Genomic DNA, 21207 nt, shown 5'->3' on the forward strand with positions numbered 1-21207 from the left:
CTTGGCGCCACGCGCGGCCCGCCGCCCGCGTCGATCAGTTCAGCAAGCGTGCGCGCACGAACGGCGCGACCTGCTCGGCGAGCCACGCGTGCGTGCGCGTGGTCGGGTGCAGCGTGTCCCAGAACACGAAGCGCGCCGGGTCGCGGCAGTCCGCGCGCGGCGTCTGCGCGGCCATGTAGGTGAACGACGACGGCTTCGGAATGTCGAGGCACGAGCGCTTCGCGTCGTCGAAGCCGTATTTGGCCGGGTGGCTCAGCAGGTCGTCGAACAGCGCGTACGCGTCGAACACCTCGAGCCGCAGCGTCGCGCCGTAGCGGGCGCGCAGCGCGGCGGCCGCGTCGGCGAGGCGCTGGTTGTAGTCCTTCACCTGCGCGGCGACGCTCGCGGCGTCGGTGCGGGTCGCGAACACCGGCGCGCGCGACACGTCCGGCAGCGTGACGAGCATGATCCGCGTCGCGCCGGCCGCGACGAGCCGGTCGAGGCTGTCGCGCACCGCATTGGCCGCCTGCTCGGGCGAGCGCCCGTAGTTCACCAGATCGTTGCCGCCCGCGAACACCGCGAACAGCGTGTTGCCGGGCCGGTAGTCCGGCGCGCGCTCCATGTATTCGCGCCACGAGTCGATCTGCTGCACGAGGCCCGGCACGACGAGGTGCTGGTCGGTCGCCGCGCCGCCGATCGCCCAGTTGTAGAACGGCAGCCGCAGCGCGTTCGCGAGGTATTCGGCCCACACCGGGCCGTTGCTGAAGCGCCCCGCATGCCAGCTCGTGCCGTTCGGCAGCTTCCACTGGCTCGCGTTGTACATGTTCTGGGTGTCCGACAGGCTGTCGCCGAACACGATCAGCTTGTTGACGCGCGCGTCCTGCTGCGCGGAATCGATGGTCCACACCGTGTAGTTGAACGACAGCGCGTTGTTGGCCGCGACCGCCTGCGTGAGCGCCGACTTGATGCCCTTCGCGGCGAGCGTCTTGCGGCACACGTCGGCGAGCGTGTCCTGCGTGGCCGTGCTGTAGAACATGTTCTTCCACTGCGTGATGCCGTCCGCCCACCAGTAGCCGGACACGCGATACCAGTCGCCGCCGGCGGGGTCGCGCGCCCATTCGTAGGTCGCGGCCGGCTTCAGCGGGTCCGCGTCGATGCGGTACCAGCAGCGCAGGTAGGTGTAGGTGTCCGAGCCGCGGCGCGCGGTGCGCGGCGTCATGCCCGGCGCGGTCGAGGCGGCCGGCGGCGCGACGTCGGGGCCGGCCGGCGACAGCGACATGTCGCCGGTCGGCGTGGGCAGCGGCGCGGGGCCGGCGGCGTGCGCGGGGGCGAGCGTCAGCGCGGCGCCCAGCGCCGCGGCGGCGGCGATGCGGTGCGACAGGGGAATGCGGAAATGTTGCATGAGGCCCTCTTCTGATTGTTGTGATTGGACGGCCGCGCGGCTGCGCTGCCGTGTATTGGAGGGGACCGTGGGCGCCGGGTTCGAGCCCGGTCTGGTAAAGCGGTGAACTGCGTGGAGATACGGTGAAACCCGGCGGCGCGGGGGCCGCCGGCCGGTCAGCGCACCAGCGCCGACACGCGGCCGTCGGGGCCGTAGAAGCCGACCCGCGCGGGTGCGTCGCGCAGCACCGCGAGTGCGCGTTCGTTGTAGTCCATCCGGATGCGGATCAGCATGCCGTTGTTCGCGTTCGCGCGGCGCGCGCGATCGGCGGCCTGCTGCAGCAATTGCCAGCTGCCGGACAGGCGCGTGTCGTGCTCGGCGGCCTGGTCCATCCCTTTCTTGCCGCCGGGAAAGCCGAGTGCGGACAGCTGCGTGTCGCGGGTGCGCTCGAGCTGCGCGAGCCGGTCGATCAGCTCGGTTTTCTTCTCGATGATGCCGGGCAGCGCCTCGAGCGGCTCGGGCGTCGTCAGCGCCTTTTCCTCATAGGCGAGCAGCGACGCGAACGCTTCGACCGTCGCGTGTTCGTCGTTGACCGTGGCCAGCAGCTCGTCTCTCATCGCCATTCGCTCTTCAGGCCGGCGCGCGGACGGGCCGCGCGCCGGCAAACCGGTTGGACCGGCCTTGCGGGCCGGATCAGGCGCCCTGCGGACGCTGCTGCTTCAGCAGCTCGCGGGCGGTATTCAGTACGCCGTCGGCAATCTTGCTCGCGTCGATCGTCAGCGTGCCGTTGCTCAGCGCGTCCTTGATCGACTGGACGAGGCCCGTGTCGATGTCCGCGTTGCCGGACGCCGACAGCGTGCGCAACTGCCCGGACAGGCCCGACAGGTTGACGGTCGCATCGCCGCCGGCCGTGCCTGCGGCGCCCGCTTGCGGGCCGGCCGCGGCGGGCGCGTCGTCCTGCGTGCGGGCTGCGCCGTTGCCGGAAGCGGCAGGCGCGCGGGTATTCGGGGTAGGCGTCGAATCGATTTTCACGATGGCATTCCTGTGCGGTTTGACCCAGATAACGGCATGGCCGGGCCAAACTTTAGCACCTCGCGGGCGACGCAATCCTCCGAAGAATCAGAATCTTGTTCCGTCAGAGCGGAATCTCCACCGTGCCGGCGTCCTTGACGATCGCCGTGACGATCTGCCCGGCCGCCATCCGCACCCGTACCGACTGGCCGGGCGCCGCGTTGGCGAGCGCGCTGCCTTCGGTCGAGATCGTGAAGCCCGGCCCGGCCGCGACGACCCGCACGGTCTGGCCGGCCGATACCGACGCCGCGCTCTTCAGCATGTCCTGCCGCAGCGGCAGCCCCGCGGCGACGCGCGCGAGCGCGGTCGAGCCGACCGCCTGCGACGGGTCGGTGATGACCGCGAGCGGCAGCAGGGTCAGGTCGCCGTCGCGCGCGACGAGGTCGGCCGCGGTGAGCACCTCGCCCGGCGCGATCTGCCGCGCGGCCGCGTAATAGGTGGCCTGCACGGTGACCTTCGCCTGCAGGTAGACGGTCCACGGCCGCTCGCCCGCGCAGCGCACGCCGACCGTCGTGCGGCCCCACAGGCGCGCGCCGGTCGGCAGGAACGGCTCGAGCGTCGTGCACGCGGCGAGCCCGCGCGGAAAGGAGGGCGCGACGCTCGCCGCCGGCTTGCCGGGCAGGCCGGCGATCTGCTGCTGGAGGAATGCGAGCGCCGTGCGCCGGATCGTGTCGGGGTCCTGCTGGCCGGGCGGCGTGGCGATGGCGGCCGCGGCGGATGCGCCGGCGGCGGGGAAGGGGCGTGCGGCCGGCGCGGCGGCGGCCGTGTTGGCGCGCCAGGCCGGTTGGCGCGGCGCGAGCGCGGGGCGCATCGCGGCGGCGGGCTCGCCCGCGACGACCGTGGCGATCCGGCCCTGATCGGCGGCTGCGGCGGCGGCCGACGGAGCCGGACGCGCTGCGCCGTAAGCGGCGTTGGGGTTGCCGGCCGGCATCGGCGCGGCGAGGCGGGCGGGGGCGGGCGCCGGGAGCGGCGCCTGCGGGCGTGCGGCCGGCGCCGCCGGAACGGTGGCCGGGGGCAGGGCCGCCGCGGCGCGCGGCGCGTACGCCGGCGTGCCGGCGGGCATGCCGCCCGCGATTGCCGGCGGGTTCGCTGCAGGATTCATCGCCGGGTTCGCCGCCGGGTTCGCTGCAGGATTCGCCGCCGGGTTCATCGCCGGGTTCGCGCCGGCCGCTTCCGCGGCGTTCGTCGCCGGCATCCCGCCCGGGTTCGGGTTCCCGGCCGGGCGCCCGGCGCCGGCCGCATTCGCGTTCGCGAGCGCGGTCTCGGCCGACTCGCCGCGACCGGGGATCACGATCATCCCGTCGTCCGCGGCCAGCGCGGTCGCGGCGCACGCCCACAGCGCGGCGGCGAGCGCGAACGCCAGCCGCGCGTGCGGCCGTCGCCCGTTGTCGCTGCGAAGTGCGCTGCCGGTCATCGTCGTGTCCTCGATCCGTTGATCCGATTGGCATTCTAGGGAGCGGAGCCGCCGCGCAAACGATGAATAGAGGGGGGCTTTGCCGCGTTATTCGCCCGATTGCCGGTTGCGGGCGCCGCCTACCATGCGTGTCATGGAAAAAAGCCTCTTTGGCCGCCGTGCGGCGAAAGAGCGGTGCAGCGCTTCAAACGGAGAGACGCACACATGCTGGACAGACTCGATGCCGAATTCGCATTCGGCCGCCAGGCGCTCGACGTGCGCGCCTATCGGCAGGAACTGCTGTCGTCGAACATCGCGAACGCGGACACGCCGGGCTACCAGGCGCGCGACGTCGATTTCTCGTCGACGCTCGCCCGCTCGCTGAAACAGGTGAACGGCGGCGTCGCGCCGAGCAACGCGGCGCAATTGCCGCTCGCGCAGCCGGCCGGCGTGACGAGCGGGATGACGATGGCGTCGACGGCGTCCGGCCACATGGCCGGCAACGCGAAGCTGATCCCGACCGGCGGGCCGACCGACGACTACGGCCGCCCGCAGTACCGCCAGCCGACGCAGCCGGCGCTCGACGGCAACACGGTCGAGCTCGACGTCGAGCGCGTGCAGTTCGCGAACAACGCACTGCACTACGAAAGCGGGATGACCGTGATGACCCAGCAGATCAAGGCGATGATCGCCGCGATCACGTCGAACTCGTGATCGCAATCCGCATCGAGCATAAGGAGCCTCCATGCCCTCGTTGATGAACATCTTCGGCGTTGCCGGCTCGGCGCTGTCCGCGCAGTCGCAGCGCCTGAACGTCACCGCGTCGAACATCGCGAACGCCGACAGCGCGACCGGCCCCGACGGCAAGCCGTACAAGGCGAAGCAGGTCGTGTTCGCGGCCGATCCGCAGGGCCGCGCGCGCACCGCGTCCGGCCAGGGCGTCGGCGGCGTGCGCGTGGCGAAGGTGATCGACGATCCGTCGCCGATGAAGTCGACCTACGACCCGGCGAACCCGGCCGCCGACGCGAACGGCTACGTGCAGATGCCGAACGTCGATCCGGTGCAGGAAATGGTGAACATGATCTCGGCGTCGCGCTCGTACCAGGCCAACGTCGAGACGCTGAACACGGCGAAGCAGCTGATGCTGAAGACGCTGACGATCGGCACCTGAGCACGCGACTCCCCTCTCACCCGACAGAAGGCACGACCGAATGGCATCCTCCTCCACCCCGATCGGCGACAACGGCACGAGCACGTCGACGCTGCCGACCGACACGATGAACACGAACAAGGTGTCGAACACCGGCACCTTGTCGACCACGTCGGCGAGCGACCTGCAGACGACGTTCCTGAAGCTGCTCGTCACGCAGCTGAAGAACCAGGATCCGACCAGCCCGGTCGACAGCTCGCAGATGACCTCGCAGCTCGCGCAGATCAACACGGTGAGCGGCATCGCGCAGCTCAACACGTCGCTGACGTCGCTGTCGACGCAGCTCACGGCCGGCCAGCAGACGCAGGCGGCGATGCTGATCGGCTCGAACGTGCTCGCACCGGGCAACGGCGTCGCGGTGAAGGGCGGCGCGGCGTCGCCGTTCGGCGTGCAGCTGTCGAACGACGTGTCGAACCTGACCATCACGGTGAAGAACGACGCGGGCGTGGTCGTCAACTCGATCAACGCGGGCAAGCAGTCGGCCGGCACCGTGCCGTTCAACTGGAAGCCGACCGACGCGGCGGGCAACACGCTGCCGGACGGCAAGTACACGGTCACCGCGCAGTACGTCGGCAGCGACGGCAAGACGTATACGGCGACCTCGCTGACGGCCGCGCAGGTCCAGAGCGTGATCAAGCAGGCGGACGGCACGGCGGGGCTCGTGCTGTCGAACGGCACGACGGTGGGGCTCACCCAGGTCGCGTCGATTTTCCCGAACGCGTCGTCGAACGGCGGCAACACCACCAACTGATTCAGCTTCCACGAAACGGAGACCGAAATGGGTTATCAACAGGGTTTGAGCGGCCTCTCGGGTGCGTCGAACGCGCTCGACGTGATCGGCAACAACATCGCGAACGCGAACACGGTCGGCTTCAAGTCGAGCACCGCGCAGTTCGCGGACATGTACGCGAACTCGGTCGCGACGTCGGTCAACACCCAGATCGGCATCGGCACGCGGATTGCGTCGGTGCAGCAGAGCTTCGGCCAGGGCACGATCAACACGACGAGCAACGCGCTCGACGTCGCGATCAACGGCAACGGCTTCTTCCAGATGTCGAACAACGGCGTGGTCACGTATTCGCGCGACGGCACGTTCCAGCGTGACAAGAACGGCTTCATCGTCGACTCGCAGGGCCGCAACCTGATGGGCTACAACGCGACCGCGGGCGGCGTGATCAACACCGCGGCGACCGTGCCGCTGCAGGCGCCGACCGCCAACCTCGCGCCGACCGCGACGACCAAGATCACCGGCCAGTTCAACCTGAACTCGCAGGACACGGTGCCGACCACGACGCCGTTCTCCGCGACGGTCAACACGTCGTACAACTACTCGACGTCGATCCAGGTGTACGACACGCTCGGCGGCGCGCAGCAGGTCGACATGTATTTCGTGAAGAGCGCGACGGCCGGCCAGTGGGAAGTCTACTCGGGCGTCAAGGGACAGACGCCGACCGACCTCGGCACGGTGGCGTTCAACACGTCGGGCCAGATCGCGAGCACGACGCCGGTCGCGCCCGTCACCGGCACGACCGGCCAGTTCCAGTTCACGATCCCGGCCACCGGCGGCTCCGCGACGCCGCAGCCGCTGACGCTCGACCTGACCGGCACGACCCAGTACGGCGGCAAGGACGGCGTGAACAACCTCGCGCAGGACGGCTTCGCGAGCGGCACGCTGACGACCTTCACGATCGGCGCGGACGGCAAGCTGACCGGCAACTACTCGAACGGCCAGACGCAGACGCTCGGCCTGATCGCGCTCGCGAACTTCAACAACCCGAACGGCCTCACGAACCTCGGCGGCAACCAGTACGCCGAGAGCTCCGCGTCGGGCGTGCCGCAGATTTCCGCGCCGGGCAGCACGAACCACGGCGTGCTGCAGGGCAGCGCGCTGGAAAACTCGAACGTCGACCTGACGGCCCAGCTCGTCAACCTGATCACCGCGCAGCGCAACTACCAGGCGAACGCGCAGACGATCAAGACGCAGCAGGCCGTCGACCAGGCGGTCATCAACCTCTGACGCGCGGATAACCGGCAGCCATGGACCGACTGATATACACGGCGATGACGGGCGCGTCGCAGGCGCTCGACCAGCAGGCGATCGTCGCGAACAATCTGGCGAACGCGTCGACGACCGGCTTTCGCGCGCAGCTCGCGACCTTTCGCGCGGTGCCGATGAATTTCGGCGACGGCAGCACGATCGACCCGACGACGACGCGCACCTACGTGCTGTCGTCGACGCCCGGCTCGGACTTCGCGCCGGGGCCGATCTCGCGCACCGGCAATCCGCTCGACGTCGCGGTGCAGGGCGCCGGCTGGCTGTCCGTGCAGCTGGCCGACGGCAGCGAGGCGTACACGCGCGACGGCAACCTGCACGTCAACCAGGACGGTCAGATCGTCAACGCGAGCAACCTGCCGGTGGTCGGCAACGGCGGCCCGATCTCGGTGCCGCCGAATGCCGAGGTGACGATCGGCAAGGACGGCACGGTGTCCGCGCTGATGCCGGGCGACCCGCCGACCGCGGTCGCGATGATCGACCGGATGAAGCTCGTCAATCCCGATCCGGCGACGATCACGCGCGGCAACGACGGCCTGTTCCGCACCGCCGACGGCAACCCGGCGGACGCCGACCCGGACGTCGTCGTCGTGCCGAATTCGCTCGAAGGCAGCAACGTCAACCCGGTGAACGCGATGGTCGCGATGATCGACAACGCGCGCGCGTTCCAGCTGCAGTCGAAGATGATCCAGACCGCCGACCAGAACGAGCAGTCGGCGAACCAGCTGCTCAATTTCAGCTGACGCCAGCCAACGAAGGAGTCAATTCAAAGTGAACCGTTCGCTCTACATCGCCGCTACCGGCATGAACGCGCAGCAAGCGCAGATGGACGTGATCTCGAACAACCTCGCGAACGTCAGCACCAACGGCTACAAGGGTTCGCGCGCGGTGTTCGAGGACCTGCTGTACCAGACGATCCGCCAGCCCGGCGCGAACTCGACGCAGCAGACCGAGCTGCCGTCGGGCCTGCAGCTCGGCACCGGCGTGCAGCAGGTCGCGACCGAGCGCCTGTACACGCAGGGCAGCCTGCAGCAGACCGGCAACTCGAAGGATCTCGCGATCGATGGCGCGGGCTTCTTCCAGGTGCTGATGCCGGACGGCACGAACGCGTACACGCGCGACGGCTCGTTCCAGACCAACGCGCAGGGCCAGCTCGTCACGGCGAGCGGCTACCAGGTCCTGCCGGCGATCACCGTGCCGCAGAACGCGACCGCGCTGACGATCGGCAAGGACGGCGTGGTGTCGGTCAAGCAGGCGGGCTCGAACAACGCGGTGCAGATCGGCTCGATCCAGATCGCGACCTTCATCAACCCGGCCGGCCTCGAGGCGAAGGGCGAGAACCTGTTCGCCGAGACCACGTCGTCGGGCGCGCCGAACGTGTCGCAGCCGGGCCTGAACGGCGCGGGCTCGCTCAACCAGGGCTATGTCGAAGCGTCGAACGTGAACGTCGTGCAGGAGCTCGTCAACATGATCCAGACGCAGCGCGCGTACGAGATCAACAGCAAGGCCGTGACGACTTCCGACCAGATGCTGCAGAACGTCACGCAAATGAAGAGCTAACCGGAATCACTCGTCGCCGCAATGAAGCAGGTTCGTCACTTCCCGTTCGTCACCGCCCGCGCCGCCTGCGTGCTCGCGGCGGCGGCGCTCGCGGGCTGCGCGCAGATTCCCCGCGAGCCGATCATCCAGCAGCCGATGTCGGCGCAGCCGCCGATTCCGCCGTCGATGCAGGCGCCCGGCTCGATCTACAACCCGGGCTATGCGGGCCGGCCGCTGTTCGAGGATCAGCGTCCGCGCAACGTCGGCGACATCCTGACGATCGTGATCGCCGAGAACATCAACGCGACGAAGTCGTCCGGCGCGAACACCAACCGCGCGGGCACCACCAACTTCGACGTGCCGACCGCCGGCTTCCTCGGCGGGCTGTTCGCAAAGGCGAACCTGTCGGCGGCGGGCGGCAACAAGTTCAACGCGACCGGCGGCGCGAGCGCGGCGAACACGTTCAACGGCACGATCACGGTGACCGTGACCAACGTGCTGCCGAACGGCAACCTGATCGTTAGCGGCGAGAAGCAGATGCTGATCAACCAGGGCAACGAGTTCGTGCGCTTCTCGGGCGTCGTGAACCCGAACACGATCTCCGGTGCGAACTCGGTCCTCTCGACGCAGGTCGCCGACGCGAAGATCGAATACTCGGCGAAGGGCTACATCAACGAAGCCGAGACGATGGGCTGGCTGCAGCGCTTCTTCCTCAACATTTCGCCGTGGTGATGACGATGCGTACCTTGCTCGCGCGCATGATGCGCCATCTCGCCCGCTCGAACCGGCTGGCCGCCGCGCGCTGCGCGCTCGCCGCCTGCTGCGTGCTGGCGCTCGTGCCGGCGGCCGCGCACGCCGAGCGCCTGAAGGATCTCGCGCAGATCCAGGGCGTGCGCGACAACCCGCTGATCGGCTACGGCCTCGTCGTCGGCCTCGACGGCACCGGCGACCAGACGATGCAGACGCCGTTCACGACGCAGACGCTCGCGAACATGCTCGCGAACCTCGGCATCTCGATCAACAACGGCTCGGCCAACGGCGGCGGCTCGTCGCTGTCGAACATGCAGCTGAAGAACGTCGCGGCGGTGATGGTCACCGCGACGCTGCCGCCGTTCGCGCGGCCGGGCGAGGCGGTCGACGTCACCGTGTCGTCGCTCGGCAACGCGAAGAGCCTGCGCGGCGGCACGCTGCTGCTCACGCCGCTCAAGGGCGCGGACGGGCAGGTGTACGCGCTCGCGCAGGGCAACATGGCGGTGGGCGGCGCGGGCGCGAGCGCGAACGGCAGCCGCGTGCAGGTGAACCAGCTCGCGTCGGGCCGCATCGCCGGCGGCGCGATCGTCGAGCGCTCGGTGCCGAACGCGGTCGCGCAGATGAACGGGATGCTGCAGCTGCAGCTCAACGACATGGATTACGGCACCGCGCAGCGCATCGTGTCGGCGATCAACGGCAGCTTCGGGCCGAACACCGCGACCGCGCTCGACGGCCGCACGATCCAGCTCGCGGCGCCGGCCGATTCGGCGCAGCAGGTCGCGTTCATGGCGCGCCTGCAGAACCTCGACGTGAGCCCGGACAAGGCCGCCGCGAAGGTGATCCTCAACGCGCGCACGGGCTCGATCGTGATGAACCAGATGGTCACGCTGCAAAGCTGCGCGGTCGCGCACGGCAACCTGTCGGTGGTCGTCAACACGCAGCCGGTCGTGTCGCAGCCGGGGCCGTTCTCGAACGGGCAGACGGTCGCCGCGCAGCAGTCGCAGATCCAGCTGAAGCAGGACAACGGCTCGCTGAAGATGGTGACGGCGGGCGCGAACCTCGCCGACGTCGTGAAGGCGCTCAACTCGCTGGGCGCCACGCCCGCGGACCTGATGTCGATCCTGCAGGCGATGAAGGCGGCCGGCTCGCTGCGCGCAGACCTGGAGATCATCTAAATGGCGAATTCCGCGAACTTCTCCAACGCGAACGAACTGTCGCAGCGCTTCGCGCTCGACGTGCAGGGCTTCGACGCGCTGCGCGCGCAGGTCAAGCAGTCGCCGCAGGCCGGCGCGAAGCTCGTCGCGGGCCAGTTCGACGCGATGTTCACGCAGATGATGCTGAAGAGCATGCGCGACGCGACGCCCGACGGCGGGCTGTTCGACTCGAGCACGTCGAAGATGTACACGTCGATGCTCGACCAGCAGCTCGCGCAGCACATGTCGTCGCGCGGGATCGGCGTGGCCGACGCGCTGATGAAGCAGCTGATGCGCAACGCGAACCTCGGCGCGGGCGCGGCCGGCTCGACCGACGCCGGCGCGGCCGGGCTCGGGATGGCCGGCGCGGGCATCTCCGGCAACGAAGGCGGCATGGCCGCGATGAACGCGATGGCGCGCGCCTACGCGAGCACGGCCGGCAGCAACGGCACGCTGGCGAGCGGGCGCGGCTATTCCGCGGGCAGCGCGCTGACGCCGCCGGTGAAGGGCGCGGGCGGCTCGCCCGACGCCGACGCATTCGTCGACCGGCTCGCCGGCCCGGCGCAGGCGGCGAGCGCGACGACCGGCGTGCCGGCGCGCTTCATCGTCGGCCAGGCCGCGCTCGAATCGGGCTGGGGCAAGCGCGAGATCCGCGCGGCCGACGGCTCGACGAGCTACAACGTGTTCGGCATCAAGGCGACCAAGGGCTGGACCGGCCGCACGGTGTCGGCGCTGACGACCGAATACGTGAACGGCGAGCCGCGCCGCGTCGTCGCGAAGTTCCGCGCGTACGACTCCTACGAGCACGCGATGACCGACTACGCGAACCTGCTGAAGAACAATCCGCGCTACGCGGGCGTGCTGAGCGCGAGCCGCAGCGTCGAGGGCTTCGCGCACGGGATGCAGAAGGCCGGCTACGCGACCGACCCGAACTACGCGAAGAAGCTCATCTCGATCATGCAGCAGATCGGCTGACCGGGCCGCCGGCGCCGCCGTCGTCCCCCCCTTGTCGCCCGCTCCTTTCGGACCGCGCCCGGCCCCGCCGCGCGCGGTTTTGAACGTTTGCGCGAAAAAAATCGGAAAATCGATCTAAACTTTCGGGCAGCACTGCCGCTAAGTGTGAGAGACCTGCGACCGGGCCAACGATCTGGCCCGGTTTTTTGCGCACCGGTTCCCGGGCGCTCATGACAAGAAAGACCGGCAAGCCATGAATATCGAACTGTCGATGGACCCGAGCCAGGACGCGGGGCACTCCGGGCCCGACTACGCCCGCCGCAATCCGCTGGAAATCGGCGTGCAGCTGCGCAACCTCGTGAACCGCGGCGATTTCCTGACCGTCGAGTACCCGGGCGGCCAGCTCGTCACCCGGCTGCTCGAGGTCGACGTCGGTGCGCGCACCTTCACGTTCGACTGGGGCGCGCTCGCCGAGCAGAACAGCGGCATCCTCGCCGCGGCGCACTGCAAGTTCTCGGCCTCGCCGGAAGGCGTGCGCGTCGAGTTCGGCACCGGCGCGCCGCGCGAGACCCGCTACGAGGGGCTGCCCGCGTTCGAGGCCGACTTTCCGGACGTGCTGTACTGCATCCAGCGGCGCGAGTATTTCCGGGTCGACGCGCCGATCATCGATCCGTACGTGTGCCGCGGCAAGCTGCCGGACGGCGAGAGCTTCCTGTTCGAGGTGCACAACCTGTCGCTCGGCGGGGTCGGGCTGCGCACGGCCGACGAGCGCGTCGCGGCGCTCGAGCTCGGCACGGTGCTGCCCGACGTCGAGCTCGAGCTGAACGGGCACGGCAAGCTGTCGCTCGACCTGCAGCTCGTGTCGCAGCGCTCGACCGAGGTGCCGAACGGCACGCGGCGCTACCAGCTCGGCTTTCGCTTCATGTCGCTGCCGGGCAGCGCCGAGAACACGCTGCAGCGCCTGATCACCCAGCTCGAGATGAAGCGCCGCCAGCTCGCGCGCGCCTGACGTCGTTCGTCGCGCCCGCCGGTCGGCGGGGCGCACCCCGGCCGCCGCTGCGATTGCGCACGGCGGCCCGCATTTTCCCCTCAATTTTTTCGATCCGCGGCCGTTATACCGGGAGTCACGCAACCCGGCGGCCGCAGCGCGGCCGACCCTTCAGGATCGCGCATGTCCAACACACTGATGAACCTCGGTATCAGCGGCCTCAACTCCGCCATCTGGGGCCTGACGACGACCAGCAACAACCTCGCCAACGCGGCGACGCCCGGCTACACGATCGAGCGTCCGGTCTACGCGGAGGCGAGCGGCCAGTACACCGGCAGCGGCTACCTGCCGCAGGGCGTGAACACCGTCACCGTCCAGCGCCAGTACAGCCAGTACCTGAGCGACCAGCTGAACAATGCGCAGACCCAGGGCGGCGCGCTGTCGACCTGGAATACGCTCGTCGCGCAGCTGAACAACTACGTCGGCAGCCCGACGGCCGGGATCTCGACCGCGATCACCAACTACTTCACCGGGCTGCAGAACGTCGCGAACAAGGCGGCCGACACGTCGGTGCGGCAGACCGCGATGAGCAACGCGCAGGTGCTGGCCGACCAGCTGAAGGCGGCCGGCGCGCAATACGACGCGCTGCGCCAGAGCGTGAACACGCAGCTGTCCGCCACCGTCGCGCAGATCAATACGTATACGACGCAGATCGCGCAGCTTAACCAGCAGATCGCGACGGCGGGCAGCCAGGGGCAGCCGCCGAACCAGCTGCTGGACCAGCGCGACCAGGCGGTGTCGAACCTGTCGAGCCTCGCGGGCATCCAGGTCGTGCGCAACGACCAGGGCTACAGCGTGTTCATGGCCGGCGGCCAGCCGCTCGTCGTCGCCGACAAGAGCTATACGCTCGCGGCCGTCACGTCGTCGTCGGACCCGAGCGAGCTGTCCGTCGTGTCGCAGGGCCTCGCCGGCGCGAACCCGCCGGGACCGAACCAGGCGCTGCCGGATTCGTCGCTGTCGGGCGGCACGCTCGGCGGCCTGCTCGCGTTCCGCCGCCAGACGCTCGACCCCGCGCAGGCGCAGCTCGGCGCGGTCGCGACCAGCTTCGCCGCGCAGGTCAATGCGCAGAACGCGCTCGGCGTCGACCTGTCGGGCAATCCCGGCGGCAACCTGTTCTCGACCGGCAGCCCGACCGTGTTCGCGGACCAGGCGAACACGGGCAACGCGACGCTCAACGTGTCGTTCGCGAACCCCTCGCAGCCGACGACGAGCGACTACTCGCTGTCGTACGACGGTGCCAAGTACACGCTGACGGACCGCGCGAACGGCTCGGTGGTCGGCACGTCGACGTCGATGCCGGGCTCGATCGGCGGGCTGAACTTCTCGTTCTCGTCCGGCACGATGAACGCCGGCGATTCGTTCACGGTGCTGCCGACGCGCGGCGCGCTCGGCGGGTTCTCGCTCGCGACCTCGAACGGCTCGGCGATCGCGGCGTCGTCGCCGGTCGCCGTGTCGGCGACGGGGACCAACACGGGCACCGGCAAGATCACGCAAGGCCCGGTGACCGCCGGCTATCAGATTCCGGCCGGCGGCACGACGCTGACTTACGACGCGACGACCAACACGCTGTCCGGCTTCCCTGCCGGCACGACGGTGACGATCGCGGGCACGCCGCCGACCACGGTGCCGATCGCCGGCCCGACGACGACGGTGCCGTACAACCCGGCGACGGGCGCGACGATGACGATGTCGGGCGCCGCGCCTGGCGCGATCAACGGCGTGACGATTACGCTGTCGGGCACGCCGAGCACCGGCGACACCTTCAAGATCGGTCCGTACTCGGGCGGCACCAGCGACGGCAGCAACGCGCTCGCGCTCGCGCAGCTCGTGACCGCGAAGACGCTCGGCGGCGGCACGACGACGCTGACCGGCGCGTATGCGAACTACGTGAACGGGATCGGCAACACCGCGAGCCAGCTGAAGTCGTCGAGCGCCGCGCAGACCGCGCTCGTCGGCCAGATCACGAAGGCGCAGCAGGAGGTGTCGGGCGTGAACCAGAACGAGGAAGCGGCCAACCTGATGCAGTACCAGCAGCTCTACCAGGCGAACGCGAAGGTGATCCAGACGGCGTCGACGCTGTTCCAGACCGTGCTTGGCCTGTTCAACTGACCGGATTTCGAGGATTGAAGCGATGCGAATTTCCAGCGCCCAGTTTTTCCAGCTGAACGTCGCCACGATGAACGACCAGCAGGCGCAGCTCGCGCAGCTGTACCAGCAGCTGTCGAGCGGCGTGAGCCTCACGACGCCCGCGGACAACCCGGTCGGCGCCGCGCAGGCGGTGCAGCTGTCGATGACGTCGGCAACGCTGTCGCAGTACACGAGCAACCAGAACGCGGCACTGGCGTCGCTGCAGGCCGAGGACCACGCGCTGGGGAGCGTCAACGATGTGTTGACCAACATCCAGACGACGCTGGTGCGCGCGGGCGACGGCTCGCTGTCCGACAGCGACCGCTCGGCGCTCGCGACGCAGATCCAGAGCGCGCGCGATCAGCTGATGACGATCGCGAACTCGGACGACGGCGCGGGCAACTACCTGTTCGCCGGGTTCAAGAACGGCAGCCAGCCGTTCACGAACAAGGCGGGCGGCGGCGTGAATTACGTCGGGGACATGGGCACGCGCAACGTGCAGATCGCCGATTCCCGCAGCCTGTCGCAGGGCGACAACGGCGCGTCCGTGTTCATGTCGGTGCCGACGTTCGGCAGCCAGCCGGTGCCGGCCGGGAGCGCGTCGAACACCGGCACGGGCACGATCAGCCCCGTCACCGTGACGAGCCCGTCGGCCGCCACCAACAACCACCAGTTCGCGATCGCGTTCAGCGGCCCCGCCGGCGCGCTGACCTACACCGTGACCGACAACACGGTTGTGCCGCCGACGACGACGGCCGCGCAGCCTTATACGGCCGGCGCGGCGATCTCGCTCGGCGGCGGCATGACGGTCGCGGTGTCCGGCACGCCCGCGAACAACGATTCATTCACGGTATCGCCCGCGCCGCAGGCCCCCGGCGGCGCCGACGTGTTCTCGACGCTCGATTCGATAGTCGCCGCGCTGAAGACGCCATCCGTCAACAACCCGGTCGCCATGGCGACGCTCAAGAACGCGATGACGGCCGGCGCGACGAAGCTCAGCAACACGATGCGCAACGTCACGACGATCCAGGCGGACGTCGGCGGCCGCGAGCAGGAAATCAAGGCGATGCAGGCGGTCACGCAGACCAACTCGCTGCAGGTTTCCAGCAATCTCGCGGACCTGACGAGCACCAACATCGTGTCGACGATCAGCCAGTTCACGCAGCTGCAGAACGCGCTGACCGGCGCGCAGAAGGCTTTCGTGCAAATGCAGAACCTGTCGCTGTTCCAGTACATCAATCCGTAATGCACCCGCGCCGGACGCGATGCGAGCGCACGCTCGCGTCGCGCGGCGCGGCGTCCCGCGTCAGCTGGACAGGAAAGGGCGTGCCTGCGTGAGTTCGGTAACGCCAAAACCGTTCCTGGAACGGGAGGCCGGGTTCATTCGGCCATGAAAGCGGTGGTCGTTGGAATCGTCTGGTTGGTCGCACCACCAGTCCATTCCTTCGGGCACCGCTTTTCTTTTGGGCGCCGCCTTCACGCTCATCTGTAAAGACCCAAAAAAAGGCCGTTCGGGCGGGGAGCGCGAACGGCCAACGGAGAAGTGCAGGACACTGCCGCGCCTGGTGCACGGCAGTGCTGCTACTTTAGGGAACCTGGCCGCCGCCGTGAATGGGACGAGTCAGATTCTGCAGTGGCGAATGGGGGGGGCGAGCCCTGTCGTCCGGCCGCTTGCCAGCACCACCCCCGCTCCGTACACTTCGCGCCAGATTCCAGACCGGCGCATCCCCCGCAGCCGGCGACCGACAAGACAGGAGCGTGTCCCGATGTCCGATTCCTATTTCCCGCGCTGGCGGGTGCAACCGCCCGGCGCGGCCGCGCGCGTCGTCGGCCTCGACGAACGCCTGTCGTGGCCGCAGATGATCGCGATGGGCGTGCAGCACGTCGTCGCGATGTTCGGCTCGACCGTGCTCGCGCCGCTCCTGATGGGCTTCGACCCTAACCTGTGCATCTTCATGTCCGGCGTCGGCACGCTGCTGTTCTTCGCGCTGGTCGGCGGCCGGGTGCCGAGCTACCTCGGCTCGAGCTTCGCGTTCATCGGCCTCGTGATCGCGGTGACGGGCTACGGCGGCAGCGGCCCGAACCCGAACATCCCGGTCGCGCTCGGCGGCATCATCGCGTGCGGCGTCGTGTACGTCGCGCTCGGCGCGATCGTGTCCGCGGTCGGCACGCGCTGGATCGAGGCGCTGATGCCGCCCGTCGTCACGGGCGCGATCGTCGCGGTGATCGGCCTGAATCTCGCGCCGATCGCGGTGAAGGGCGTGTCAGCGTCGACCTTCGATTCGGCGATGGCGCTCGTCACCGTGCTGTCGGTCGGCGGCGTCGCGGTGTTCGCGCGCGGGATGCTGCAGCGCCTCTTGATCCTCGTCGGGCTCGTGATCGCCTATGCGATCTACGCGGTCGCGACCAACGGGATGGGCCTCGGCAAGCCGATCGACTTCTCGATCGTCGCGCATGCCGCGTGGTTCGGCATCCCGACCTTCCATGCACCGGTGTTCGATCCGCACGCGATGCTGATGCTCGCGCCGATCGCGGTGATCCTCGTCGCGGAGAACCTCGGCCACATCAAGGCCGTGAGCGCGATGACGGGCCAGAACCTCGACCGCTACGTCGGCCGCGCGTTCATCGGCGACGGGCTCGCGACGATCGTGTCGGGCAGCGTCGGCGGCACGGGCGTGACCACCTACGCGGAGAACATCGGCGTGATGGCCGTCACGCGCATCTACTCGACGCTCGTGTTCGTCGTGGCCGCGCTGATCGCGATCGGGCTCGGCTTCTCGCCGAAGTTCGGCGCGGTGATCCAGACGATTCCGGGCCCGGTGCTCGGCGGCGTGTCGATCGTCGTGTTCGGGCTGATCGCGGTGACGGGCGCGCGCATCTGGGTCGTCAACAAGGTCGATTTCTCCGACAACCGCAACCTGATCGTCGCGGCCGTCACGCTGGTGCTCGGCGCGGGCGACTTCTCGCTGAAGTTCGGCGGCTTCGCGCTCGGCGGGATCGGCACCGCGACGTTCGGCGCGATCCTCCTCTACGCGATCCTGCGCAAGGAAAAGGAGCCGGGGCCGGTGCTGTGAGCCGCCGGCCCCGGCGATCGCCGGACGTCACGGGTTGGGCTGCACCGAAAACGTCACCGGCCATGCGAAGGTTCCGTTCTTCGCCTTCGGCGCGAACACGAAGCGATAGGTCACCGTAAAGGTCGTGTTGAGCGCCGTATACGGCACGGCGATCTTGCCGCCCGTCGCCGGCAGCACGACCTTGCTGCCGATTCCGCTGATCTCGATCGAGCTGAACTGCGACTGGCTGGCGGCAGCCACCTGCACCAGCACGGTGTAGCCGGCGCGGTCGTTGGTCTGGACCGCAAGCGTCGTCCCGGCGGGGTTGTTGGCGTTCGGCACGCTCAGGTAGCCGATGCTCGTGTCCTTGTTCGCGATCACGAGCTGGGCCGGACTGGTCGCCTTGAGCCGCGCGTACGGCTGGACCGTCGCGCCGACCTGCACCGACCGGGTGGCCTGCTTCGCATCGGCCGGGCCCGGCGCGGCGGCCAGCAGGGCGATCGATAGCGCGGCCGTCGCGGCAAGCAGCGTTCGCGCGCGGCGAGCGGCCCGCGGCGATGCGACAGACGCCGCGCGGGTCCGGCCGCATGGGCTGCGCCGCGATGCGGCGGCGCTCGCTGTCTCGGTTCGGTTCATGGTGTGCCCCGTTGTCTGAGTCCGTGGTGCTAGTAATTGACGGTGATCGTGAGGTGCGGGTCCGCGTATCCGCCCGGCACGACGTTCTGGCCGCCGCGGATCAGCCCGTACACGGTCGCGTTGACGGTCCCGGAGCCGTTGATCTTGCCCCACGAAATCACCGACGTGCCGCTCGTGCCGTCGCCCCAGATCGACGTGTGCGCGCTGTCGAGATACAGGTTGTAGCCCAGCGTCTGCGTGCCGCCGGTTCTCGTCATCAGGCGATTCGCGAAGGTGCCGCCGCCCGCGCTCGCCGTCACCGTCGGCGTGGGGTTGCCGTTGCCGCTGCAGCTGACCGAGACCGTGATCGCGGAGGTGGCGGCATTGATCGTGTCGTACGTGCCGAACACCATCGACGACGGCGCATTCAGCGTGCAGGTCGTCCCCGCGAGCACGGGCAGCGCGGCCAGCACGGCCGCGCCGGCCGCGAGCGCCGCCGCGGCGGCGCGCAGGCGCGTCAGCCGGCCACGCCGCCCGGCATGCTTGCGATGTCTCATGGTGTGACTCCCTTGCAAAGATGGGTGCCCAGGTCCGGCAGCGGATCGTCGCCGGCGGGAAAGCGGACGGTCAGGTCGCACTGCTGGCCGCGCCACGTCGCGCGCAGGCGGTTCTGCTCCGACAGTCCGGTGAGATAGACGACGCCGTCGTGGCCGACCGGGAAGACTTCCTTCTGCCCGTCGACCGTGACGACCGCGCCCGCCGGCAAGTGCGCGCCGTTCTCGAGATCGAGCGTGAGCACCGCGCCGCGCGAACGCGAGACCGGAAACTCGAGCGCCATGCCGCTGCGGAAGTAGGGCACCGCGTCGAGCTTCAGCGTGCCGATCTTCGCGTCGAACGGCAGGTCGGCCTGCTCGATCGAGATCGGATTGCTTTCGTACGCGCGCAGCCGCGGCAGCAGCGCGACGCCGTTGGCGTCGGTATGCGCGACGAGCTGGTTGTCCGCGAGGATGCCGACGTTGGCGAAGCCCGGCACCTTGACGAGCGCGAAGCTGTCCGTGATCTGGCGCGACAGGCGCGCGGTGCCGTCGACGAACGCGATGCCGCCCGCCGCGTTCGCCCGCACGCCGGCCCGGCCGCGATAGGACGCGGCCTCGACGCTGTAGGTGCCGGTGCGCGTCTGCAGCGTCGCGCTCGCATCCTGCGCGTTGTTGCCCGCCTGAACCGAGTAGCCGAATCCTTCGCCGACCGGCAGGCTGCGCTGCACTTGCGCCAGCATGTCGGTGGCGCCCTGCTGGTGCGTCATCGTGAAGGACGCGCTCGTGCGGTTGTCGATCGGGATCGTCCACGCGACGCCGACGGTCGTCGCGCCCGATCCGCCCAGCGGCTTGCTGACGCTGACGTTCGCGAAGCCGAAGCGCCCGAGCTGGACGCTGTAGCTGAGCGACAGCAGCTGAACCTTGTTGCCGCCGCGATCGTCGACGAACACGTGCGCGAGCCCGAGCGAGCCGAAGCGGCCCATTCCGACGCCGATGTTGAAGCTCGTCAGCAGCTTCGGCGCGGGCGTGCCCGGATCGAGCCCGATCTGCGCGAAATGCGGCGTGGCCCATTGCGCGTGCGCGCCGACGTCGACGAGGCCCGACTGGCTCTCGACGCCGAGCGCCGCGAGGGCGCCGGACCCGTCGGCGCTGCGGCTCGCCGCCGCGGACGCGTTGACGACGCCGAGCGGCCCGGCCAGCACCACGCCGCCGACGCCGAGGTTCTGCCGGGATGCTTCGGCTTCGGCGTGGATCTCGCCGGTGAACCGGTCGGTCACGCCGATCCGGTGCGTCGCGCTGGCGAACCAGCGTCCGTAGTCGTTGCTTGCCAGGCCGAAATCCCGCCGCTCCTTGCCGACCTCGTACGAGAAGTCCTGCATGCCTTGCTTGAGGAGATTCGCGCTCGCGTAGAACGACTGGGTGATCACCTGCTCGCGGCCCATCACGTCGCGCACCACGACCCGCACGTCGCCCTGGCCGGTCACCACGGGCACGTTGTTGATCGCGAACGGGCCGGGCGCGACGTCGCGCGTCGACGTGAGCGCGTTGTTGACGTAGACGTCGACGGTCGACGGCAGCACGGCCTGCCCGCTCACGCCCTGCAGCGGAATCGTGACGAGCCCGGGCTGCGTCGCGAAATTGGTCGCGTACTGAATGCCGCCGAAGCGGATCGCGCGGCCCCACATGCCGGGGCGGCTGATCGCGTCGCCGATGCGCAGGCTGGCGAGCTTGCCGGGCCGATCGGTCGTCCACGTGGTTTCGAGGCGCGTCAGCCGCCGGGTCGGGCCCGACTCGTCCGCGAGGAACGTGCCGACGCCGACGCCGAAGCGGTTGAAGAAGCCGAGCTCGAACAGGCCCGCGCCATGCGTCCGGCCTGCGGCCTGCTCCGCGAGCAGGTCGTAATTGAAGAAGCCGCCGATGCCCGGCTCGACCGCGGGCGGGCGGTTCCGCTCGGTCTCGTCGAACGACGCGCCGACGAACGCGTCGGCAGGCACGCTGATCGACATCGTCAGGTTCTGCTCGTCGACCGTGCAGGCGAGCCCCGCGATCGATTTCAGCGGGTAGAACGGCGCGTCGGCGCCGGCCAGCGGCCGGACGTCCGGCAACTTGAGCCGCCAGCGCTTCAGGTCGTCGGCCGACACGTAGAATTCGCCGTCGCTCGCCTTGATCAGCAGCGCGGTTTCGTCGAGCCCCTGCCGGTTGATGTCGACCTGATACAGCAGCTCGGCCGCGCCGCCCGCCGCTGGTGCCGCTGGTGTCGCGACAGGGCGTTCGTCCGCGAAGGTCATCCGTGCGCTCATGATGA

20 protein-coding genes are annotated in these 21207 nt (G+C 69.4%); 13 read left to right on the forward strand and 7 right to left on the reverse strand.

What is annotated here, in order from left to right; translation table 11 throughout:
• Nucleotides 1-34: 34 nt before the first annotated feature.
• The 4 genes from HWX31_RS11730 to flgA all read right to left on the reverse strand — a co-directional run bounded on the left by HWX31_RS11730 (nt 35) and on the right by flgA (nt 3845).
• A complete protein-coding gene (locus HWX31_RS11730; RefSeq protein WP_175933915.1) occupies nt 35-1381 on the reverse strand; it encodes an SGNH/GDSL hydrolase family protein in 1347 nt (448 codons plus the stop codon).
• Nucleotides 1382-1536: 155 nt separating this feature from the next.
• Nucleotides 1537-1977, reverse strand: a complete 441-nt coding sequence (locus HWX31_RS11735) for a flagella synthesis protein FlgN (protein WP_059612043.1) — start codon at nt 1975-1977, stop codon at nt 1537-1539.
• 76 nt (nt 1978-2053) lie between these two features.
• Nucleotides 2054-2392: a flagellar biosynthesis anti-sigma factor FlgM gene (gene flgM / locus HWX31_RS11740; protein ID WP_059611722.1), complete on the reverse strand. Its 339-nt coding sequence runs from the start codon at nt 2390-2392 to the stop codon at nt 2054-2056.
• A gap of 103 nt (nt 2393-2495) precedes the next feature.
• Nucleotides 2496-3845, reverse strand: a complete 1350-nt coding sequence (flgA, locus tag HWX31_RS11745; RefSeq protein WP_175933916.1) for a flagellar basal body P-ring formation chaperone FlgA — start codon at nt 3843-3845, stop codon at nt 2496-2498.
• 204 nt (nt 3846-4049) lie between these two features.
• Between flgA and flgB the strand changes: the two genes are divergently transcribed.
• The 13 genes from flgB to HWX31_RS11810 all read left to right on the forward strand — a co-directional run bounded on the left by flgB (nt 4050) and on the right by HWX31_RS11810 (nt 17772).
• On the forward strand, nt 4050-4538 hold the full coding sequence (gene flgB / locus HWX31_RS11750; RefSeq protein WP_059616329.1) for a flagellar basal body rod protein FlgB: 489 nt from the start codon (nt 4050-4052) through the stop codon (nt 4536-4538).
• Nucleotides 4539-4569: 31 nt separating this feature from the next.
• Nucleotides 4570-4995: a flagellar basal body rod protein FlgC gene (flgC, locus tag HWX31_RS11755; protein ID WP_010090425.1), complete on the forward strand. Its 426-nt coding sequence runs from the start codon at nt 4570-4572 to the stop codon at nt 4993-4995.
• A 40-nt stretch (nt 4996-5035) separates the two neighbouring features.
• On the forward strand, nt 5036-5785 hold the full coding sequence (locus HWX31_RS11760; protein WP_174965939.1) for a flagellar hook assembly protein FlgD: 750 nt from the start codon (nt 5036-5038) through the stop codon (nt 5783-5785).
• Nucleotides 5786-5812: 27 nt separating this feature from the next.
• Nucleotides 5813-7051, forward strand: coding sequence for a flagellar hook protein FlgE (gene flgE / locus HWX31_RS11765; RefSeq protein ID WP_174965938.1), 1239 nt, complete (start codon nt 5813-5815; stop codon nt 7049-7051).
• A gap of 20 nt (nt 7052-7071) precedes the next feature.
• Nucleotides 7072-7830, forward strand: a complete 759-nt coding sequence (locus HWX31_RS11770) for a flagellar basal body rod protein FlgF (RefSeq protein ID WP_174965937.1) — start codon at nt 7072-7074, stop codon at nt 7828-7830.
• Between the two features lie 28 nt (nt 7831-7858).
• Nucleotides 7859-8647, forward strand: coding sequence for a flagellar basal-body rod protein FlgG (flgG, locus tag HWX31_RS11775; RefSeq protein ID WP_059760151.1), 789 nt, complete (start codon nt 7859-7861; stop codon nt 8645-8647).
• A gap of 21 nt (nt 8648-8668) precedes the next feature.
• The gene (gene flgH, locus HWX31_RS11780) at nt 8669-9358 is read left to right on the forward strand and encodes a flagellar basal body L-ring protein FlgH (protein ID WP_174965936.1); all 690 of its coding nucleotides are present in this window, start codon (nt 8669-8671) and stop codon (nt 9356-9358) included.
• Nucleotides 9352-10551: a flagellar basal body P-ring protein FlgI gene (locus tag HWX31_RS11785; protein WP_174965935.1), complete on the forward strand. Its 1200-nt coding sequence runs from the start codon at nt 9352-9354 to the stop codon at nt 10549-10551. The genes flgH and HWX31_RS11785 overlap by 7 nt, the downstream gene beginning before the upstream one ends.
• Nucleotides 10552-11544, forward strand: a complete 993-nt coding sequence (flgJ, locus tag HWX31_RS11790; protein ID WP_174965934.1) for a flagellar assembly peptidoglycan hydrolase FlgJ — start codon at nt 10552-10554, stop codon at nt 11542-11544.
• Between the two features lie 232 nt (nt 11545-11776).
• Nucleotides 11777-12532, forward strand: coding sequence for a flagellar brake protein (locus HWX31_RS11795; RefSeq protein WP_124471302.1), 756 nt, complete (start codon nt 11777-11779; stop codon nt 12530-12532).
• 162 nt (nt 12533-12694) lie between these two features.
• Nucleotides 12695-14680, forward strand: a complete 1986-nt coding sequence (flgK, locus tag HWX31_RS11800; RefSeq protein ID WP_174965933.1) for a flagellar hook-associated protein FlgK — start codon at nt 12695-12697, stop codon at nt 14678-14680.
• Between the two features lie 22 nt (nt 14681-14702).
• Nucleotides 14703-15944, forward strand: a complete 1242-nt coding sequence (flgL, locus tag HWX31_RS11805) for a flagellar hook-associated protein FlgL (protein ID WP_174965932.1) — start codon at nt 14703-14705, stop codon at nt 15942-15944.
• Between the two features lie 520 nt (nt 15945-16464).
• A complete protein-coding gene (locus HWX31_RS11810) occupies nt 16465-17772 on the forward strand; it encodes a solute carrier family 23 protein (RefSeq protein WP_174965931.1) in 1308 nt (435 codons plus the stop codon).
• Nucleotides 17773-17799: 27 nt separating this feature from the next.
• On the opposite strand, the gene HWX31_RS11815 is transcribed toward HWX31_RS11810, so the two are convergent.
• From HWX31_RS11815 to HWX31_RS11825, 3 genes are read right to left on the reverse strand one after another with little or no spacing between them, the layout of a single operon-like run.
• Nucleotides 17800-18387, reverse strand: coding sequence for a hypothetical protein (locus tag HWX31_RS11815; RefSeq protein ID WP_174965930.1), 588 nt, complete (start codon nt 18385-18387; stop codon nt 17800-17802).
• A 29-nt stretch (nt 18388-18416) separates the two neighbouring features.
• Complete coding sequence (locus HWX31_RS11820; RefSeq protein ID WP_174965929.1) at nt 18417-18923, reverse strand: Csu type fimbrial protein; 507 nt, start codon at nt 18921-18923, stop codon at nt 18417-18419.
• Nucleotides 18920-21202: a fimbria/pilus outer membrane usher protein gene (locus HWX31_RS11825; protein ID WP_244143734.1), complete on the reverse strand. Its 2283-nt coding sequence runs from the start codon at nt 21200-21202 to the stop codon at nt 18920-18922. The genes HWX31_RS11820 and HWX31_RS11825 overlap by 4 nt, the downstream gene beginning before the upstream one ends.
• Nucleotides 21203-21207 lie beyond the last annotated feature (5 nt).

Origin of the sequence: Burkholderia ubonensis (assembly GCF_902833085.1) — a bacterium.
Taxonomy (GTDB): Bacteria; Pseudomonadota; Gammaproteobacteria; order Burkholderiales; family Burkholderiaceae; genus Burkholderia; species Burkholderia ubonensis.

Coding starts and splice junctions, on each gene's coding strand:
- flgE (WP_174965938.1), top strand. CDS start 5,813: ATGGGTTATCAACAGGGTTTGAGCGGCCTCTCGGGTGCGTCGAACGCG.
- HWX31_RS11760 (WP_174965939.1), top strand. CDS start 5,036: ATGGCATCCTCCTCCACCCCGATCGGCGACAACGGCACGAGCACGTCG.
- flgL (WP_174965932.1), top strand. CDS start 14,703: ATGCGAATTTCCAGCGCCCAGTTTTTCCAGCTGAACGTCGCCACGATG.
- HWX31_RS11730 (WP_175933915.1), bottom strand. CDS start 1,381: ATGCAACATTTCCGCATTCCCCTGTCGCACCGCATCGCCGCCGCCGCG.
- HWX31_RS11815 (WP_174965930.1), bottom strand. CDS start 18,387: ATGAACCGAACCGAGACAGCGAGCGCCGCCGCATCGCGGCGCAGCCCA.
- flgC (WP_010090425.1), top strand. CDS start 4,570: ATGCCCTCGTTGATGAACATCTTCGGCGTTGCCGGCTCGGCGCTGTCC.
- HWX31_RS11770 (WP_174965937.1), top strand. CDS start 7,072: ATGGACCGACTGATATACACGGCGATGACGGGCGCGTCGCAGGCGCTC.
- HWX31_RS11825 (WP_244143734.1), bottom strand. CDS start 21,202: ATGAGCGCACGGATGACCTTCGCGGACGAACGCCCTGTCGCGACACCA.
- HWX31_RS11735 (WP_059612043.1), bottom strand. CDS start 1,977: ATGAGAGACGAGCTGCTGGCCACGGTCAACGACGAACACGCGACGGTC.
- HWX31_RS11810 (WP_174965931.1), top strand. CDS start 16,465: ATGTCCGATTCCTATTTCCCGCGCTGGCGGGTGCAACCGCCCGGCGCG.
- flgA (WP_175933916.1), bottom strand. CDS start 3,845: ATGACCGGCAGCGCACTTCGCAGCGACAACGGGCGACGGCCGCACGCG.
- HWX31_RS11820 (WP_174965929.1), bottom strand. CDS start 18,923: ATGAGACATCGCAAGCATGCCGGGCGGCGTGGCCGGCTGACGCGCCTG.
- flgB (WP_059616329.1), top strand. CDS start 4,050: ATGCTGGACAGACTCGATGCCGAATTCGCATTCGGCCGCCAGGCGCTC.
- flgJ (WP_174965934.1), top strand. CDS start 10,552: ATGGCGAATTCCGCGAACTTCTCCAACGCGAACGAACTGTCGCAGCGC.
- flgK (WP_174965933.1), top strand. CDS start 12,695: ATGTCCAACACACTGATGAACCTCGGTATCAGCGGCCTCAACTCCGCC.
- HWX31_RS11795 (WP_124471302.1), top strand. CDS start 11,777: ATGAATATCGAACTGTCGATGGACCCGAGCCAGGACGCGGGGCACTCC.
- flgH (WP_174965936.1), top strand. CDS start 8,669: ATGAAGCAGGTTCGTCACTTCCCGTTCGTCACCGCCCGCGCCGCCTGC.